This window comes from Paracoccus binzhouensis (assembly GCF_016446475.1).
In the GTDB taxonomy this organism is placed as follows: domain Bacteria; phylum Pseudomonadota; class Alphaproteobacteria; order Rhodobacterales; family Rhodobacteraceae; genus Paracoccus; species Paracoccus binzhouensis.
The window spans coordinates 25264-41129 of sequence record NZ_JAEHFP010000024.1; the positions used below are offsets into that span (position 1 = coordinate 25264).

Consider the following 15866-nt stretch of genomic DNA (forward strand, 5'->3'; position numbering starts at 1 on the left):
GCAGGGCTTACATCTTGCACTGCTCGGCATAGGCGTCGCCGTGGTCGGTCATGGCCGGGCCGATGATCCTGTTGGTCAGCACGTCGCCTTCCTTGACCACCTCGCGCACGTAATAGTCCTGGATCGGGTGCTGGTTCGGGCCAAAGCGGAACTTGCCGCGCACACTGGGGAAATTGGCCTCGGCCAGCGCCGCGCGGAAAGCGTCGGCATCGCCCGGATCGGCCTTGGCGACGGCCGAGATCAGCAGGTTCGCCGTATCATAGGCCTGCGCCGCGTAAAGCGAGGGCAGCCGGCCATATTCGGCCTGGAAGCTTTCGACGAAGGCCTTGTTGGCCGGGTTGTCCAGATCCCTGGACCATTGCGCGGTGTTCCTGACCCCCAGCGCGGCATCGCCCACGGCGGGCAGGATGTCCTGGCTGAAGCTGAAGGCCGGACCGATCAGCGGCTTGCCGACGCCGGATTCGGCATATTGCTTCATGAAGGCGATGCCCATGCCGCCGGGCAGGAAGAAGAACACCGCATCCGCGTCGCTGGCACGGATCTGGGCGATCTCGCCGGCGTAATCGGTCTGGCCGACCTGGGTATAGACCTCGCCCACCACCTCGCCCTTGTAATAGCGCTTGAAGCCGGCCAGCGAATCCTGCCCGGCGGGATAGTTGGGCGCCATGATGAAGATCTTGCCGATGCCGGCCTCGGTGGCATGGGCGCCGGCGGCCTCGTGCAGGTTGTCGTTCTGATAGGAGACCGAGAAATATTTCGGATTGCAGCCCGCCCCGGCCAGCTGCGAGGGCGCGGCGTTGGTGGACAGGTAGAACTTCTCCTGCGCCACCGCCGCAGGCACCACCGCCATGGCGAGGTTCGACCAGACGATGCCGGTCAGCACGTCCACCTGCTCGGACTGGATCATCTTGTCGGCGATCTGCACCGCGACATCGGGTTTCTGCTGGTCGTCCTCGATAACCAGCTCGACCTCCTTGCCGGCATCGCCCGCGTTCTTCAGCGCCAGCAGGAAGCCGTCGCGCGTGTCGACGCCCAGGCCGGCACCGCCGCCCGACAGCGTGGTGATCATGCCGACCTTGACGCCTTCGGCCTGAGCGGCCCCGGCAAGGGCCAGAGCGGCGGTGCCGCAGATCAGCAGCCTTTTCAGTTCCATGACAAACTCCCTGTTTGAAGCGCGATTGGTTGTCGCATGTTTTTATGATGCGGTCGCGGGCTGCAACGGATTTCGCGCATCAGCCCGCGGCCCTGGTCACGCCCGCCCCTCCAGCAGGCGGAACCGCTGGATCTTGCCGCTTTCGGTCTTGGGCAGCGCCTCGGTGAACACCACGCGGCGCGGATACTTGAAGGGCGCGATCACCGATTTGACGTGATCCTGCAGGCCCTTGGCCATCGCCGCGCCCGCCGCGGCGCCGGGACGCAGGACGACATGCGCCTCGACGATCTGGCCGCGCGCCTCGTCCGGGGCGCCGACCACGGCGCATTCCAGCACGTCGGGATGGGCCAGCAGCGCCGCCTCGACCTCGGGGCCGGCGATGTTGTAGCCAGAGGAGATGATGATGCCGTCGGTGCGGGCGGCAAAGTGGAAATAGCCCTGCTCGTCGCGCCAGAAACTGTCGCCGGTCAGGTTCCAGCCGTCCTGCACATAGGCGCGCTGCTTCTCCGGGTCGGCCAGATAGCGGCAGCCGACCGGGCCGCGCACCGCCAGCCGCCCGGTCTCGCCCGGTGGCAGTTCGTGCCCGTCCGGGCCGATGATCCGCGCCTCGTAGCCCGCGACCGGGCGGCCGGTGCAGGCCGGGCGGCTGTCACCGAAACGGTTGGTCAGGAAGATGTGCAGCATCTCGGTCGAGCCGATGCCGTCCAACATCGGCTTGCCGGTCTTGGCCATCCATTCCTCGTAGACCGGCGCGGGCAGCGTCTCGCCGGCCGAGACGGCGGCGCGCAGGCTGGACAGGTCCGCGCCCTCGTCCATGGCGCGCATCATCACCCGATAGGCGGTCGGCGCGGTGAAGCAGATGGTGGCGCGGTATTTCTGGATGATCTCGACCATGTTCGGCGGCGTGGCGTTTTCCAGCAGCGCCGCCGAGGCGCCGAAGCGCAGCGGAAACACCGCCAGCCCGCCCAGCCCGAAGGTGAAGGCCAAGGGCGGCGAGCCGACGAAGACATCCTCGGGCCGCACCTCCAGCACCTCGCGGGCATAGCCGTCGGCGATGATCAGGATGTCGCGGTGGAAATGCATGGTCGCCTTGGGCTCGCCCGTGGTGCCCGAGGTGAAGCCCAGCAGCGCCACGTCGTCGCGGCCGGTTTGCACCGCCTGAAACCGCACCGGCTGGGACAGGGCGGCGCGGTCCAGTTCGGCATCGTGGTTCGCCGTGCCATCGAAGCCGATCACGGTCTTCAGATGGCGGCTGTCCTTGGCGGCCAGCGCCAGCTCGTCCATCAGCCTTGTGTCGCAAAGCGCGTGGCTGACCTGCGCCTTGTCGATGATCTTGGCCAGCTCGCCCGCGCGCAGCATCGGCATGGTGTTGACCACCACCGCCCCGGCCTTGGTCGCCGCCAGCCAGCAGGCCACCATGGCCGGGTTGTTGGCCGAGCGGATCAGCACCCGGTTGCCCGGCCGCACGCCGTAAGTCTCGACCAGCGCATGGGCGATGCGGTTGGTCCAGTCGGTCAGTTCCTTGTAGCTGCGGATGCGGCCGTTGCCGATCAGCGCGATATGGTCGCCGAAGCCCTTCTCGACCATGCGGTCGGTCAGCTCGACCGCGGCGTTCAGGTATTCGGGATAGGCGAACCCCTCCAGCTTCAGCTGCGGCCAAAGCTCGGCCGGCGGCAGGTTGTCGCGCGAGAAGCTATCGACATGCGCCGAGGGTCCAAGCGGCGGATTGCCCGTCATCTTCAATCTCCCTGTTGGGCGGGCCGGCCTCTTGTCGTGCCTTGGCCCGCTTCTGCCGCGCCCCCGTCAGGCGGGGATCACGGCGGTTGCCTCGATCTCGACCTTGGCACGGTCCTCGACCAGGGCCACGACCTGCACCAGCGCCATGGCCGGATAGTGCCGGCCGATGATCTCCTTGTAGGCCTGGCCGACACCCTTGAGCGCGCCCAGATATTCGCGCTTGTCGGTGACATACCAGGTCAGGCGCACCAGATGTTCGGGCCGCGCGCCGGCTTCGGCCAGCACGGCGACGATGGCCGACAGCGCGCTGCGCACCTGTTCGACGAAATCGTCGGATTCGAATTCCTGCTGGGCGTTCCAGCCGATCATGCCGCCGGTGAACACCATCCGCCCGGTCGCAGCGATGCCGTTGGAATAGCCCGGCGTCGCCTTCCAGTTCCTGGGATGCAGAACCTCATGCACCATCGCTTGCCTCCATGAATGCGGTCATCTTGCGGCGGATCGCCCCGGGCCAGGGCGCCGCCCGCCCCTCGGGCGTGACCCAGACCAGGGTCGAGACGCAGTGCAGCCGCTCCTGCCCGCCGGCACTGGCCCGCTGCACCAGCCGCGCGCTGGAGCGGCCGACATGCTGCAGCTCCAGCGCGAATTCCAGCACCTCGCCCAGCCGCGAGGGCGCGCGGAAGCCGGCCTCGATCTGCACCGTCGGGACCGAGCAGCGTTCCTCGACATGGATGCGGGTGAAGGGATAGGCCAGCACCTCGGCGAAGAAATTCTCGATCACCGAGTTCAGCATCTCGAAGTAACGGGGATAGAAGACGATCCCCGCCGGGTCGCAATGGTTGAACTCGACCTGGATCCGGCGGAGATAACGCATCAGTCATTGGCCTCCGGCGGCAGGAAGTCGACCTGGTGGCGGGCCGAGAGTTCGACGACGGTCGGAATGTCGGTCAGGTCGTGCAGCGCCTCGAACAGCGCGCGCAGGTTGCCGGCCGGCGAGACCCAGAACAGCGCCCGCGCCGGCTTGTCCGACTTGTTGAAATAGCCATGCGGCACGCCGCGCGGCATCCGCACCAGATCGCCCGCCCTGGCCACCGACCAGACACCGTCCAGCTTCACATGCAGCTCGCCTTCCTGCACCAGGATGAACTCGTCCTGCGTCGGGTGGATATGCACCGGCACGAACTGGCCGGGCTCGCTGTTGGTCTCGAAGGCGAAGGTGCTGCCGCAATCCGCCTTGGGGAAATAGCGCTGGCCGAGGATGTTCCATTCGATGCCCCCGATCCCATCGCCCTGGCGGGTGATGCCGCCGTCCAATGCCTTGTCCATGCCGTCCTCCTGTTGCTCAGCCCAGCACGCTCCGGGCGATCACGACGCGCTGCACGTCGCTGGCGCCCTCGTAGATGCGCAGGGCGCGGATGTCGCGGTAAAGCGCCTCGACCGCGGTGCCGTGCCGCACGCCGTCGCCGCCATGCAGTTGCAGCGCGGCGTCGATCACCTCCTGCGCCGCCTCGGTGGCATAAAGCTTGGCCTTCGCCGCCTCGCGGGTGATGCGGGGCGCGCCCATGTCCTTGGTCCAGGCGGCGCGATAGACCAGCAGGGCGGCCACATCCACCTTCAGCGCCATGTCGGCCAGATGGCCCTGCACGATCTGGTGATCGGCCAGGGTGCCGCCCCCCACCCGCGGCCTGCGCACCCGCGCCAGGGCTTCGTCCAGCGCGCGCCGGGCCATGCCAAGCGCCGCCGCCCCGACCGTGGGGCGGAACACGTCCAGCACCGACATGGCGATCTTGAACCCCTCGCCTGGCCGCCCGATCAGCGCCGCGTCGGGCAGCACCACCCCGTCCAGCTTCAGCCGCGCGAGCGGATGGGGCGCGATGACCTCGATCCGCTCGGCAATCGTCAGCCCGGCGCTGTCGGCAGGCATCAGAAAGGCCGACAAGCCCCGCGCGCCCGGCGCCTCTCCCGTGCGGGCGAAGATCACATAGAGATCGGCGATGCCGCCGTTCGAGATATAGGTCTTTTCGCCCGTCAGCCGCCAGCCGCCCGGGATGCGTTCGGCCAGCGTCGCGGTGCTGGCCACGTCCGAGCCGGCCCCCGGCTCGGTCAGCGCGAAGCCCGAGATCGCCCGGCCCGTGCGCGTCCGGTCCAGCCATTCGCGCTGGCCGGGAGTGCCGAACAGCGACACCGCCCCCATGCCGAGCCCCTGCATGGCAAAGGCGAAATCGGCCAGCGGGTCGTGCCGCGCCAGCGTCTCGCGGATCAGGCACAGGCTGCGCACGTCCAGCACCTCGCCCTTGGCCGCACCGCTATGGCGCAGAAAGCCCGCCTGCCCCAGCGCCGCGACCAGCCCCCGGCAAGCCGCGTCCACGTCGCGGTGATCCACCGGCAGATGCGCCGCGCACCAGTCCTCCAGCGCCGCCGAAAGCTCGCGGTGGCGGGTCTCGAAAAACGGCCAGTCCAGAAAGCTGCGATCCGCCATGTCTCAATCCCCCTGAAAGACGGGTTTCTCCCTGGCGACGAAGGCGCGATAGGCGCGCTCGAAATCGCGGGTCTGCATGCAGATCGCCTGCGCCTGCGCCTCGGCCTCGATCGCCTGCTCCAGCCCCATGTTCCATTCCTGGTTCAGCTGGGTCTTGGTGATGCCATGGGCAAAGACCGGCCCCGCGGCCAGCCGCCGCGCCAGCGCCAGCGCCTCGGCCTCCAGCGCATCGGCGTCATGCAGCGCGTTCCAGAAGCCCCAGGCCTGGCCCTCCTCGGCGCCCATCACCCGGCCGGTGTAAAGCAGCTCGGCCGCCCGGCCCTGGCCGATGAGGCGCGGCAGCATGGCGCAGGCGCCCATGTCGCAGCCGGCCAGCCCGACGCGGGTGAACAGGAAGGCGCATTTCGCCTGCGGCGTCGCCAGCCGCAGGTCCGAGGCCATGGCCAGGATCGCGCCGGCGCCGACACAGATCCCGTCCACCGCCGCGATCACCGGCTTGCCGCAGCCGATCATCGCCTTGACCAGGTCGCCGGTCATGCGGGTAAAGGCCAGAAGCCCCTTCATGTCCATGCCGACCAGCGGGCCGATGATGTCATGCACATCCCCGCCCGAGCAGAAATTGCCGCCGTTTGGGGCCAGAACCACCACATCCACGTCGCTGGCATAAACCAGCGCGCGGAAGGTGTGGCGCAGCTCGGCATAGCTGTCGAAGGTCAGCGGGTTCTTGCGCTCGGGGCGGTTCAGGCGGATGGTGGCGATGCGGTCCCGCACCTCCCACAGGAAATGCTGCGGCTTCAGCCCAGCCAGCTCGGTCATTTCGCGCCCCCCATGCGTTTCAGGATCTCGGTCAGCAACTCGATGTCCTCCTCGGTCAGGTCGGCGAAGATGCGGTTCACCTCGGCCTCGTGATCGGCGGCGAAACCCTCGAAGGCCGCCAGCCCCTCGGGGGTCAGGGCCACCAGCACCGTGCGCCGGTCGGTCTCGGACGGCGTGCGCCGGGCCAGCCCGTCCTTTTCCAGCCGGTCCACCACCGCCGTGGCATTGCCGTTCGAGACCAGCAGCATCCGCGACAGCTCGGTCATGCTCAGCCCCTCGCGCCGGCGATAAAGGGCGGCCATCACGTCGAAACGCGGCAGCGTGGTGTCGTGCCGCACCCGCAGGAATTCGCGCAGCTGGCCCTCGGCCGTGCGGGTGACGCCCAGCAGGCGGATCCACAGCTTCAGCCGGCGCTTGGACAGCGGATCGCTCATGCCTCGCCCCCCGAAATGGCGATGGCCTGGCCGTTGACCCCCTCGGAGCCCGGCCCGCACAGCCACAGTGCCGCGGCGCTGACCTCGGCGGGCTGGATCAGCCTGCCCTGCGGATTGGTCGCGGTCAGCGCGGCCAGCGCCTGATCCCGGCTCTTGCCGGTCTTGCCCATGATGGTGGCAAGGGATCGCGCCGTCATCTCGGTATCCAGGAAACCGGGGCAAAGCGCGTTCACCGTCACCGGCCGGCGCGCCACCTCCAGCGCCAGGCTGCGCACCAGCCCGACCACGCCATGCTTGGCCGCCGCATAGGGCGCGACATAGGCATAGCCCCGCAGGCCGGCGGTCGAGGCCACGGCGATCAGCCGGCCCCAGCCGGGCATTTGCGCCAGCCCCTCGCGAAAGGTCAGGAAGGGGCCGGTCAGGTTCACCGCCAGCATGGCGTTCCACTGTTCCAGAGTGGTGCGGCCCAGGGGCGCGCTGTCCGCCGCCCCGGCATTGGCGATGACGATGTCGCAGGGGCCGGCCGCGGCGAACATCGCCTGGACGCTGGCCTCGTCGGTCACGTCGGCGGTCAGGGCGCGGGCGCCGGTCCGTTCGGCCATCGCCTCCAGCGGCGCCTTGCGGCGGCCGCAGATCACCACCTCGGCCCCGGCCCCGGCAAAGGCGCGCGCCAGATCGGCGCCGACGCCCGTGCCGCCGCCGGTGATCAGCACCCGCTTGCCCGTGACGGTCATGCCCGGATCGCCTCCTGCGCGCGGTTGCGCAGCCGCAGCGCCTGGTCGCGGCCGGCCAGATAGGGCAAGGGCCAGGCCGCGGCCTCGTCCCCGGCCTCGACGGCGGCGTGCAAGGTCCAGTAGGGATCGGCCAGATGCGGCCGCGCCAGGCAGACCAGATCGGCCCGGCCGGCCAGCAGGATGCCGTTCACCTGATCGGCCTCGGTGATATTGCCCACCGCCATCGTCGCCAGCCCGGCCTCGTTGCGGATGCGGTCGCTGAACGGCGTCTGGAACATCCGGCCATAGATCGGCCGCGCCCCGGTGCTGGTCTGCCCGGCCGAGACGTCGATGATATCGGCGCCGGCATCGGCGAACATCCGAGCAATTTCCACCGCCTCCTCGGGCGTCACGCCCTCGTCGCCCACCCAGTCATTGGCCGAGATGCGCACCGACATCGGCTTTTGCGCCGGCCAGGCGGCACGCATCGCCCGGAACACCTCGAGCGGATAGCGCATGCGGTTTTCCAGGCGGCCGCCATATTCGTCCTCGCGCCGGTTCGACAGGGGCGAGATGAAGCTGGAGATCAGATAGCCATGCGCGGCATGCAGCTCGACCATGTCGAAGCCCGCCCGCGCCGCCATCTGGGTCGCGGCGACGAACTGGTCGCGCACCATGTCCATGTCGGCGCGGTCCATGGCCTTCGGCACCGCGTTGCCGTCCTGCCAGGGGATGGCGCTGGCCGAGATCAGCGGCCAGTTGCCCTCGGCCAGCGGCCGGTCGGCATCCTGCCAACCCAGCTGGGTCGAGCCCTTGCGGCCGGAATGGCCGATCTGCATGCAGATCCTGGCCCGTGTCTCGGCATGGGTGAAATCGACGATCCGCTTCCAGGCGGCCTCGTGCTCGGGCGCATAAAGACCCGGGCAGCCGGGGCTGATCCGTCCCTCGGGCGAAACGCAGGTCATCTCGGTATAGACCAGCCCGGCGCCGCCCTTGGCGCGTTCGGCGTAATGGACGAAATGCCAGTCGGTCGGGCAGCCGTCCACGGCCTTGTATTGTGCCATGGGCGAGACGACGACACGATTTTCCAACTCCATGCCGCGCAGACGGAAGGGCGCGAACATCGGGCGCCGCCCCTTGCGCCCGCCGGCGCGTTCCTGGAACCAGTCCTCGGCCCGGCCCAGCCATTCGGGGTCGCGCAGGCGCAGGTTCTCGTGGCTGATACGCTGCGAACGGGTCAGCAGCGAATAGGCGAATTGCAGCGGCTCCATGTCCAGGTAGCGCTCGACCTGCTCGAACCATTCCAGGCTGTTGCGGGCGGCCGATTGCAGGCGCAGCACCTCGACGCGGCGCTCCTCCTGATAGCGCTCGAAGGCGCGTTGCATGGTCGGTTCGGAATGCAGGTATTCGGCCAGGGCGATGGCGCTGTCGAAGGCCAGCCGCGTGCCTGAGCCGATCGAGAAATGCCCGGTCGCCGCCGCATCGCCCATCAGCACGACGTTTTCGTGATACCAGCGCTCGCAGATCACCCGCGGGAACTGGATCCAGACCGCCGAGCCGCGCAGATGCGCGGCGTTGGACATCAGCGCGTGGCCGCCCAGATGGCGCTCGAAGATCCTGCGGCAGGTCTCGACCGATTCCTCCTTGGACATGTCGGCAAAGCCCAGCTTCTCCCAGGTTTCGGGCAGGGTCTCGACGATGAAGGTCGCGGTGTCACCGTCGAACTGGTAGACATGCGCCCAGACCCAGCCATGCTCGGTCCGCTCGAAGATGAAGGTGAAGGCGTCGTCGAATTTCTGATGCGTGCCCAGCCAGATGAACTTGCAGCGACGGGTGTCGATATCGGGCTGGAACACCTCGGCATATTCGCTGCGCACCAGGCTGTTGATGCCGTCGCACCCCACCACCAGGTCATAGTCCCGGCGGTATTCCTCGGCCGATCTGAACACCGTCTCGAAGCGCAGGTCGATGCCCAGCGCGCGCGCCCGGGCTTGCAGCAGGACCAGCATCTGCTTGCGGCCGATGCCGGCAAAGCCGTGCCCGCCCGAGACGGTGCGCACCCCGTCATGCACCACGGCGATATCGTCCCAATAGGCGAAATGGCTGCGGATCGCCTCGGTGCTGGCAGGGTCGTTCTGCTGCATCCGCCCCAGCGCGTCGTCCGACAGCACCACGCCCCAGCCGAAGGTGTCGTTGGCCTTGTTGCGCTCCAGCACGGTGATCTGGTGCGAGGGGTCGCGCAGCTTCATCGAGATGGCGAAATACAGTCCCGCCGGCCCGCCGCCCATGCACAAGATCTTCATCGCTCGCCTCCCTGCGCCTTTCCGGCCCGTTGCGGGAAAAGCTGCCAGCGAATCGGATTCGTTTCAAGTTTAAAATTTCAAGCTTGAAACGATTGCCGGCCATGGCATGATGGGCCAAGGACAGGGGCGGAGATTCCGACATGACCACCATCGCCGTGATCGGGCTGGGGACGATGGGGCTGGGCATCGCCCAGACCTATGCCGCCGCGGGCTTCGCCGTGCTGGCGACCGATGCCGCGCCGGACGCGCGCGAAACGGCGCTGGAGCGGCTGCGCGCAGGCCTGGCCCGGCGGGTGCAGGCGGGCAAGCTGGCGCAATCCGAACTGGAGGCGATTCTGGCGCGCATCACCCTGGCCGACGGCGCCGAGGCCATGGGCCGCGCCGATCTGGCCATCGAGGCGGTGGTCGAGCGCATGGAGGTCAAGCGCGCCCTGTTCGCGGCGCTGGAATCTGTGCTGGCGCCCGATGCGGTTCTGGCCAGCAACACCTCGTCCCTGTCGGTCGCCGCCATGGCCGAGGGGCTTTCGCAGCCCCAGCGCCTGCTGGGCCTGCATTTCTTCAACCCGGCACCGGTGATGAAGCTGGTCGAGCTGGTGGCGCATTCCGGCACCAGCGCGGCAGCGCTGGAGCGGGCCCGGCGCCTGACCGAGGCGGCGGGCAAGACCGTGATCCCCTGCCCCGACCGGCCCGGCTTCATCGTCAATCGCTGCGCCCGGCCCTTCTATGGCGAGGCGCTGGCACTGCTGGAGGAAGGCCGAAGCGCCGGTGAAATCGACGCGGCGATGCTGGCGGCGGGTTATCCCCTGGGTCCCTTCGGACTGATCGACCTGGTGGGGGCGGACATCAACCTGGCGGCCACCGAAAGCCTGGCCGCCGCCATGCAGAACCACCCGCGCTATCACGTCTTCGACGCGCTGAAGCGCCAGGTCGCCCAAGACGATCTTGGGCGCAAGACCGGCCGGGGCTTCCTTTTCCCCGACAAGCCCGGCCCCGCCCCGGCGGATGCCCAGGCCATCGTCCTGCGCATCGAGGCGGCGCTGGTCAACGAGGCCGGCTGGCTCCTGGCCGAGGGCGGCACCACGCCCGAAGACATCGACACGGCGCTGAAACTGGGGCTGAACTTCCCGCGCGGCCCGTTCGAGATCCTGGCCGCGCAGGGGCGCGGGCCGGTGCTGGCCCGGCTGCAGCGGCTCTCCGCCGCCGCGCCGGCGCATCTGCAGGGGCGCTACCGGCCGTCCCCGGTGCTGGCGATGCCTCGCCCCGGCAGCCCGTGACGCCGGGCCGCGGCAAGGCTGCCGGGCCCTACAGCCCGCCGAAATGGAAGGCCTTGGTTTCCAGGTATTCCTCGATCCCGTCCTGCGCACCCTCACGGCCCAGGCCCGAGGCCTTGACGCCGCCGAAGGGCGTCTCGGCATGGCTGACCGCGCCGGTGTTCAGCCCGACCAGACCGAATTCCAGCGCCTCGCCGACGCGGAAGGCGCGCGCAAGGTCGCGGGTGAAGAAATAGGCGGCCAGGCCAAAGGGCGTGTCGTTGGCGATGGCCAGCGCCTCCTCCTCGGTCTCGAAGCGGAAGATCGGGGCGACCGGGCCGAAGGTTTCCTCGGCGGCCAGCTGCATCGCGGTCGTGGCGCCGACCAGCACCACCGGGTCGGCATAGCCCTCGGGCAGCGTGCGCGCCGCGGTGGCGCGGGTCGCGCCCCTGGACAGCGCGTCCTCGACATGGGCGCGGATCTTGGCGATGGCGGCGGCGTTGATCATCGGGCCGATGGTCGTGCCCTCGGCCGTGCCGGGGCCAACCTGCAGCGCATCGACGCGCTTCGCCAGCGCCGCGACGAAGGCGTCGTGGATGCCCGATTGCACCAGGATGCGGTTCGCGCAGACACAGGTCTGCCCGCCATTGCGGAACTTGGACAGCATCGCGCCCTCGACCGCCGCGTCCAGGTCGGCGTCGTCGAAGACGATGAAGGGCGCGTTGCCGCCCAGCTCCAGCGACAGGCGCTTCAGCGTCGGCGCGCATTGCTCGGCCAGCAGCGCGCCGACGTGGGTCGAGCCGGTGAAGGACAGCTTGCGCACCACCGGGCTGGCGGTCAGGGTGGCGCCGATCACCTCGGGCCGGCCGGTCAGGATGTTGATGACGCCCGGGGGAATGCCCGCGCGTTCGGCCAGCACCCCAAGCGCCAGCGCCGAATAGGGGGTGAGGTCCGACGGCTTCACGACCATCGTGCAGCCCGCCGCCAGGCCAGGGGCGACCTTGCGGGTGATCATCGCGATGGGAAAGTTCCAGGGCGTGATGATCGCGCAGACGCCCACCGGCTCCTTCATGGCAAAGACCTTCTTGCCCGGCACCGGCGAGGGGATGATCTTGCCGTTGATGCGCCGCGCTTCCTCGGCGAACCAGCGCAGGAAGGACGCGCCATAGGCGACCTCGCCCCGCGCCTCGGCCAGGGGCTTGCCCTGTTCTGCGGTCAGGATCTGCGCCAGGTCGTCCGCGTGGTCCAGCATCAGCTGATACCAGGCCATCAGCAGGTCGGCGCGTTCGGCATGGGTGCGCTTGCGCCATTCCACCATCGCCCGTTCGGCGGCGGCGATGGCCTGCGTGGTTTCATCCGCCGAGCAGTCGGGCATCGTGCCCATGGCGCGGCCGGTGGCGGGATTCGTCACTTCCATGTCGGGACGGGCGATCCACTGGCCGTCGATCAGCGCGGCCTGGCGGAACAGGCCGGGATCGTTCAGCTGCGGGCCGAAATCGGTCATCTGGTTCATGCTTGTTCCTCCAGCGCGGCCAGGACGGCTGCTGTAATGGCATCGGTGCCGTGCAGGCCGGGGCGGATGCCGATGCCCCGGGCGGTGGCGGATTCGATGGCGGCCAGCACCGCATCGGCGGCGGGCTTCTCGCCCAGGTGCTCCAGCATCATCGCCCCCGACCAGATGGCGGCGATGGGGTTGGCGAGGTTCCTGCCCGCGATGTCGGGGGCGGATCCATGCACCGGCTCGAACATCGACGGGCCGCTGCGGTCGGGGCAGATATTGGCCGAGGCCGCGAAGCCCAGGCCGCCCTGGATCGCCGCGCCCAGATCGGTCAGGATGTCGCCGAACAGGTTCGACGCCACGATCACGTCCAGATCCTGCGGCGCCATCACCATCTTCGCGGCCATGGCGTCGATGTGCATATGGCTGACGGTCACGTCCGGGAACTCAGCGGCGATTTCCCGCGTCACCTCGTCCCAGAAGACCATCGAGTATTTCTGCGCGTTCGACTTCGTGACCGAAGTGAGATGCCCGCGTCGCGCCCGCGCCTGCTCGAAGCCGAAGCGGAGGATGCGCTCAACCCCCTTGCGGGTGAAGATCGCGGTTTCCACGGCGACCTCGTTGCCCTTGCCCTGATGGACGCGGCCGCCGGCGCCGGAATATTCGCCCTCGGTATTCTCGCGGATGCAGAGGATGTCGAAGCCTTCCGCCCTCAGCGGACCTTCCACGCCGGGCAGCAGCCGGTGCGGGCGGATGTTGGCATATTGGTCGAAGGCCTTGCGGATCGGCAGCAGCAGCCCGTGCAGCGACACCGAATCCGGCACCGTGGCGGGCCAGCCGACCGCGCCCAGGTAGATCGCGTCGAAGGGGCGCAGCTGCTCGATTCCGTCCTCGGGCATCATGCGGCCCGTTTCCAGATAGGTCTCGCAGGACCAGTCGAAGCGGGTCGGTTCCAGCGTGAAGCCGAAACGAGCGGCGGCGGCGTCCAGCACCTGCATCGTGGCGTCGGTCACATCCACGCCGATGCCGTCGCCGGGGATCAGCGCGATCTTGTGGGCGGTCATGGTCTTCTCCTTCAGATGTCGATCAGCACCGATTTCGTGCGGCGGTTCGCGGCGAAGGCTTCGCGCCCCAGATCCTTGCCCAGACCCGAGGCCTTCCAGCCGCCGGTCGGCAGGATATGGTCGCGCGACCGGCCATAGCGGTTGACCCAGACGGTCCCGGCCTCAAGCCGCCGGGTCAGGCGCAGCGCCCGGGACAGGTCGCGGGTGAACAGCCCGGCGCAGAGGCCATAATTCGGGTGGCGGGCCAGGGCCATCCCTTCATCTTCGGTGTCAAAGGTCTGGAAGGTGGCGACGGGGCCGAAGATTTCCTCGGTCACGGCGGGATTGTCGGCCGAAACGCCGCCGATCAGGGTCGGGCGATAGAAGCTGCCCTCGCAATCGAACCGCGCGCCGCCGCACAGGATCTCGCCGCCCTGCGCCCGCGCCGCCTGCACGATGCCGTCGATGCGCCGCAGCTGCGGTTCCGAGATGATGGGCGAGAAGCCGGGGCTTTCCGCCCAGGTCGGCGCCGGCCGCGGCCGCGCGAAGCGGGCGGCCAGCCGCTCGGCCAGGGCGTCGGCAATGCCGCGCTGCACGATGATGCGCGATCCGGCGACGCAGAACTGCCCGGCATTGGGCAGGATGCCGCGTTCCAGGCAATCGGCGGTCAGGTCCGGGTCGGCATCGTCGAAGACCAGCATCGGGCTCTTGCCGCCCAGCTCCAGCGTCATCGGCTTGATGCCGCTGCGCGCGATGTTCTCCATGATCGCGGCGCCGGCGCGGGTCGAGCCGGTGAAGCTGACCTTGTCGATGCCCGGATGGCCGACCAGGGCCGCCCCGGTCAACGGCCCGTCGCCCTGCACCACATTGACCAGGCCGGCGGGAATCCCCGCCCGCACCGCCAGCTCGGCCAGGCAGAGCGCCGAAAAGGGCGTCATCTCCGAGGGTTTCAGCACCACCGCATTGCCCGCCGCCAGGGCCGGAGCCAGCTTCCAGCCCGCCATCGAGATCGGGAAGTTCCAGGGCGCGATGGCGCCGACCACGCCATAGGGCTCGGCGGCGACGAAGCCCAGGCTGCCCGCCCCGGTGGGCGCCAGGGCGCCGCATTCCTTGTCGGCGAATTCGGCGAAGAACCGGATCTGCTCGGCGGTGACCGGCACGTCGCCCGTCGCCGCCTGCGCCACCGGGCGCGAGGAGCAGACCGCCTCGAGCCGCGCCAGGGTTCCGGCCTCGGCCTCGATCAGCTCGGCCCAGCGGTGCAGGGCGACCAGCCGGTGGCGCGGCGGCAGCTCCGCCCAGCCCGAGGCCGCCAGCGCCCGCCGCGCGCCGGTCACCGCCCGGTCCACCATCGCCGCATCCGCCACCGGAACCTGCCCGATCACCTGGCCGGTAGAGGGCGCGCGCAACTCGGCCCGCGGCGTGTCGGCGACATGGGCGCCGTCGATGAAATGGCCGGCGGGCAGGCGAAGGGACAGGGGGTCGAAGGCGAAGGTCATGGCATCCTCGGCTGATGCGGCAAGGGTGAGGCAAAGGGCGAAGCGGAAGCTGCCGAAGGACCGCGAAGGCCGGCAGAAACCACCGTGCGGCGGCGGCGCGCAGAATATTGTGCCGTCATGCCATGCCGTCAGTCCTCGAGCAGCGCGGCGACGGGGACCGGCCGCACCGGCGGCTGGCCGCGCAGCCGCCCCACGGCCTGCGGAGCGATCCCGGCATGGCGGGCGATCAGTTCGGCGGCGGCCAGCTGGCAATAGCGGCCCTGGCAGCGGCCCATGCCGATGCGGCCCAGGGATTTCACCCGGTTGGCCTCGGCCCCGCCCAGATCGACGGCGGCGCGCATCTGCCCCACCGTGACGCCTTCGCAGCGGCACAGCACGGCGGCATCGGCCAGCGCGTCCAGCTGGCCCGAGGGCCAGGGAAAGGCCCGCGCCAGCGCCAGGGCAAAGCGCCTCAGCCGCTGGGCCCGGCGCAGCAACGCTGCGGAATCGGGGGTGGCGATGCCCAGGTCGTTCAGGCAGGCATTGGCCGCCAGGGTACCCGCGACCTCGGCGCCATCCGCGCCCAGGATGCGCAGCCCGTCGCCCGCCAGATAGAGGCCCGGCCCTGCGCGGCCCATGTCATCCGCGACCGGCAGCCATTGCGCCCAGGGCTCGGACCAAGCGAAGCGGGCGCCGGCCAGGTCGGCCAGCTGCGTTTCCGCGCGCAGATGCCAGCCCAGCGCCACCGCGTCGCAGGCCGTGACCCGCGCCCGGCCCCAGGCGTCGCGCCAATGCACCGCCGCCTCTGCGATCCGCTCCAGCCGGACGCCGGGATGATACAGCCGCCCCAGCCGGGTCCGCATCGCCATGCCGCGCGCCGTCACCAGCGGCCGGGCCAGCGCCATGCCAAGGCCGCCGCGGGCCTGCGCGGCAAGGGGGGCGGTGTCCAGCACCGCCGCCAGCCC

The 15866-nt window shown here is 69.5% G+C and carries 15 protein-coding genes; 1 reads left to right on the forward strand and 14 read right to left on the reverse strand.

The features are described 5' to 3' along the window. Positions 1-7: 7 nt before the first annotated feature. The 10 genes from I9P22_RS08205 to I9P22_RS08250 all read right to left on the reverse strand — a co-directional run bounded on the left by I9P22_RS08205 (position 8) and on the right by I9P22_RS08250 (position 9635). Positions 8-1153 carry an ABC transporter substrate-binding protein gene (locus I9P22_RS08205; RefSeq protein WP_199259010.1) on the reverse strand — a complete coding sequence of 382 codons (1146 nt, stop codon included), beginning with the start codon at positions 1151-1153 and terminating at the stop codon, positions 8-10. Positions 1154-1249: 96 nt separating this feature from the next. Next, on the reverse strand, positions 1250-2890 hold the full coding sequence (locus I9P22_RS08210) for an AMP-binding protein (protein ID WP_199259012.1): 1641 nt from the start codon (positions 2888-2890) through the stop codon (positions 1250-1252). A gap of 66 nt (positions 2891-2956) precedes the next feature. Continuing rightward, a complete protein-coding gene (locus I9P22_RS08215; protein ID WP_199259013.1) occupies positions 2957-3355 on the reverse strand; it encodes a RidA family protein in 399 nt (132 codons plus the stop codon). After that, entirely contained in the window at positions 3345-3764 is a 420-nt protein-coding gene (locus I9P22_RS08220) for an acyl-CoA thioesterase (protein WP_199259016.1), read from the reverse strand. Before I9P22_RS08220 ends, I9P22_RS08215 begins: the two co-directional genes overlap by 11 nt. After that, entirely contained in the window at positions 3764-4216 is a 453-nt protein-coding gene (locus tag I9P22_RS08225) for a cupin domain-containing protein (protein ID WP_199259018.1), read from the reverse strand. The genes I9P22_RS08220 and I9P22_RS08225 overlap by 1 nt, the downstream gene beginning before the upstream one ends. Positions 4217-4232: 16 nt before the next feature. Continuing rightward, the gene (locus I9P22_RS08230; protein WP_199259020.1) at positions 4233-5369 is read right to left on the reverse strand and encodes an acyl-CoA dehydrogenase family protein; all 1137 of its coding nucleotides are present in this window, start codon (positions 5367-5369) and stop codon (positions 4233-4235) included. Between the two features lie 3 nt (positions 5370-5372). Next, positions 5373-6185: an enoyl-CoA hydratase family protein gene (locus I9P22_RS08235; protein ID WP_199259022.1), complete on the reverse strand. Its 813-nt coding sequence runs from the start codon at positions 6183-6185 to the stop codon at positions 5373-5375. Further along, the gene (locus I9P22_RS08240; protein WP_199259024.1) at positions 6182-6619 is read right to left on the reverse strand and encodes a MarR family winged helix-turn-helix transcriptional regulator; all 438 of its coding nucleotides are present in this window, start codon (positions 6617-6619) and stop codon (positions 6182-6184) included. The genes I9P22_RS08235 and I9P22_RS08240 overlap by 4 nt, the downstream gene beginning before the upstream one ends. Continuing rightward, positions 6616-7353 carry an SDR family NAD(P)-dependent oxidoreductase gene (locus I9P22_RS08245; RefSeq protein ID WP_199259026.1) on the reverse strand — a complete coding sequence of 246 codons (738 nt, stop codon included), beginning with the start codon at positions 7351-7353 and terminating at the stop codon, positions 6616-6618. The genes I9P22_RS08240 and I9P22_RS08245 overlap by 4 nt, the downstream gene beginning before the upstream one ends. Further along, on the reverse strand, positions 7350-9635 hold the full coding sequence (locus tag I9P22_RS08250; RefSeq protein ID WP_199259028.1) for a bifunctional salicylyl-CoA 5-hydroxylase/oxidoreductase: 2286 nt from the start codon (positions 9633-9635) through the stop codon (positions 7350-7352). The genes I9P22_RS08245 and I9P22_RS08250 overlap by 4 nt, the downstream gene beginning before the upstream one ends. A 140-nt stretch (positions 9636-9775) precedes the next feature. Here I9P22_RS08250 and I9P22_RS08255 point away from each other — a divergent pair, with 140 nt between their 5' ends. Beyond that, on the forward strand, positions 9776-10909 hold the full coding sequence (locus tag I9P22_RS08255) for a 3-hydroxyacyl-CoA dehydrogenase (protein ID WP_199259030.1): 1134 nt from the start codon (positions 9776-9778) through the stop codon (positions 10907-10909). Positions 10910-10937: 28 nt separating this feature from the next. Here I9P22_RS08255 and I9P22_RS08260 read toward each other — a convergent pair whose 3' ends face one another. From I9P22_RS08260 to I9P22_RS08275, 4 genes are all read right to left on the reverse strand, one after another. After that, a complete protein-coding gene (locus I9P22_RS08260) occupies positions 10938-12398 on the reverse strand; it encodes an NAD-dependent succinate-semialdehyde dehydrogenase (RefSeq protein ID WP_269846636.1) in 1461 nt (486 codons plus the stop codon). Further along, positions 12395-13447 (reverse strand): tartrate dehydrogenase, encoded by a 1053-nt coding sequence (locus I9P22_RS08265; RefSeq protein ID WP_199259032.1) that lies wholly within the window; start codon positions 13445-13447, stop codon positions 12395-12397. Before I9P22_RS08265 ends, I9P22_RS08260 begins: the two co-directional genes overlap by 4 nt. An 11-nt stretch (positions 13448-13458) precedes the next feature. Continuing rightward, entirely contained in the window at positions 13459-14922 is a 1464-nt protein-coding gene (locus I9P22_RS08270; protein WP_199259034.1) for an aldehyde dehydrogenase family protein, read from the reverse strand. Between the two features lie 128 nt (positions 14923-15050). Beyond that, positions 15051-15866, reverse strand: an 816-nt coding sequence (locus I9P22_RS08275; RefSeq protein WP_199259036.1) for a (2Fe-2S)-binding protein, incomplete at its 5' end; no start/stop codon positions are given.

Bases quoted from the DNA above. Each gene is read 5' to 3' on its own strand.
- I9P22_RS08260 (WP_269846636.1), bottom strand. From the start codon at position 12,398: ATGAACCAGATGACCGATTTCGGCCCGCAGCTGAACGATCCCGGCCTG.
- I9P22_RS08235 (WP_199259022.1), bottom strand. From the start codon at position 6,185: ATGACCGAGCTGGCTGGGCTGAAGCCGCAGCATTTCCTGTGGGAGGTG.
- I9P22_RS08225 (WP_199259018.1), bottom strand. From the start codon at position 4,216: ATGGACAAGGCATTGGACGGCGGCATCACCCGCCAGGGCGATGGGATC.
- I9P22_RS08270 (WP_199259034.1), bottom strand. From the start codon at position 14,922: ATGACCTTCGCCTTCGACCCCCTGTCCCTTCGCCTGCCCGCCGGCCAT.
- I9P22_RS08215 (WP_199259013.1), bottom strand. From the start codon at position 3,355: ATGGTGCATGAGGTTCTGCATCCCAGGAACTGGAAGGCGACGCCGGGC.
- I9P22_RS08255 (WP_199259030.1), top strand. From the start codon at position 9,776: ATGACCACCATCGCCGTGATCGGGCTGGGGACGATGGGGCTGGGCATC.
- I9P22_RS08250 (WP_199259028.1), bottom strand. From the start codon at position 9,635: ATGAAGATCTTGTGCATGGGCGGCGGGCCGGCGGGACTGTATTTCGCC.
- I9P22_RS08230 (WP_199259020.1), bottom strand. From the start codon at position 5,369: ATGGCGGATCGCAGCTTTCTGGACTGGCCGTTTTTCGAGACCCGCCAC.
- I9P22_RS08220 (WP_199259016.1), bottom strand. From the start codon at position 3,764: ATGCGTTATCTCCGCCGGATCCAGGTCGAGTTCAACCATTGCGACCCG.
- I9P22_RS08205 (WP_199259010.1), bottom strand. From the start codon at position 1,153: ATGGAACTGAAAAGGCTGCTGATCTGCGGCACCGCCGCTCTGGCCCTT.
- I9P22_RS08240 (WP_199259024.1), bottom strand. From the start codon at position 6,619: ATGAGCGATCCGCTGTCCAAGCGCCGGCTGAAGCTGTGGATCCGCCTG.
- I9P22_RS08265 (WP_199259032.1), bottom strand. From the start codon at position 13,447: ATGACCGCCCACAAGATCGCGCTGATCCCCGGCGACGGCATCGGCGTG.
- I9P22_RS08245 (WP_199259026.1), bottom strand. From the start codon at position 7,353: ATGACCGTCACGGGCAAGCGGGTGCTGATCACCGGCGGCGGCACGGGC.
- I9P22_RS08210 (WP_199259012.1), bottom strand. From the start codon at position 2,890: ATGACGGGCAATCCGCCGCTTGGACCCTCGGCGCATGTCGATAGCTTC.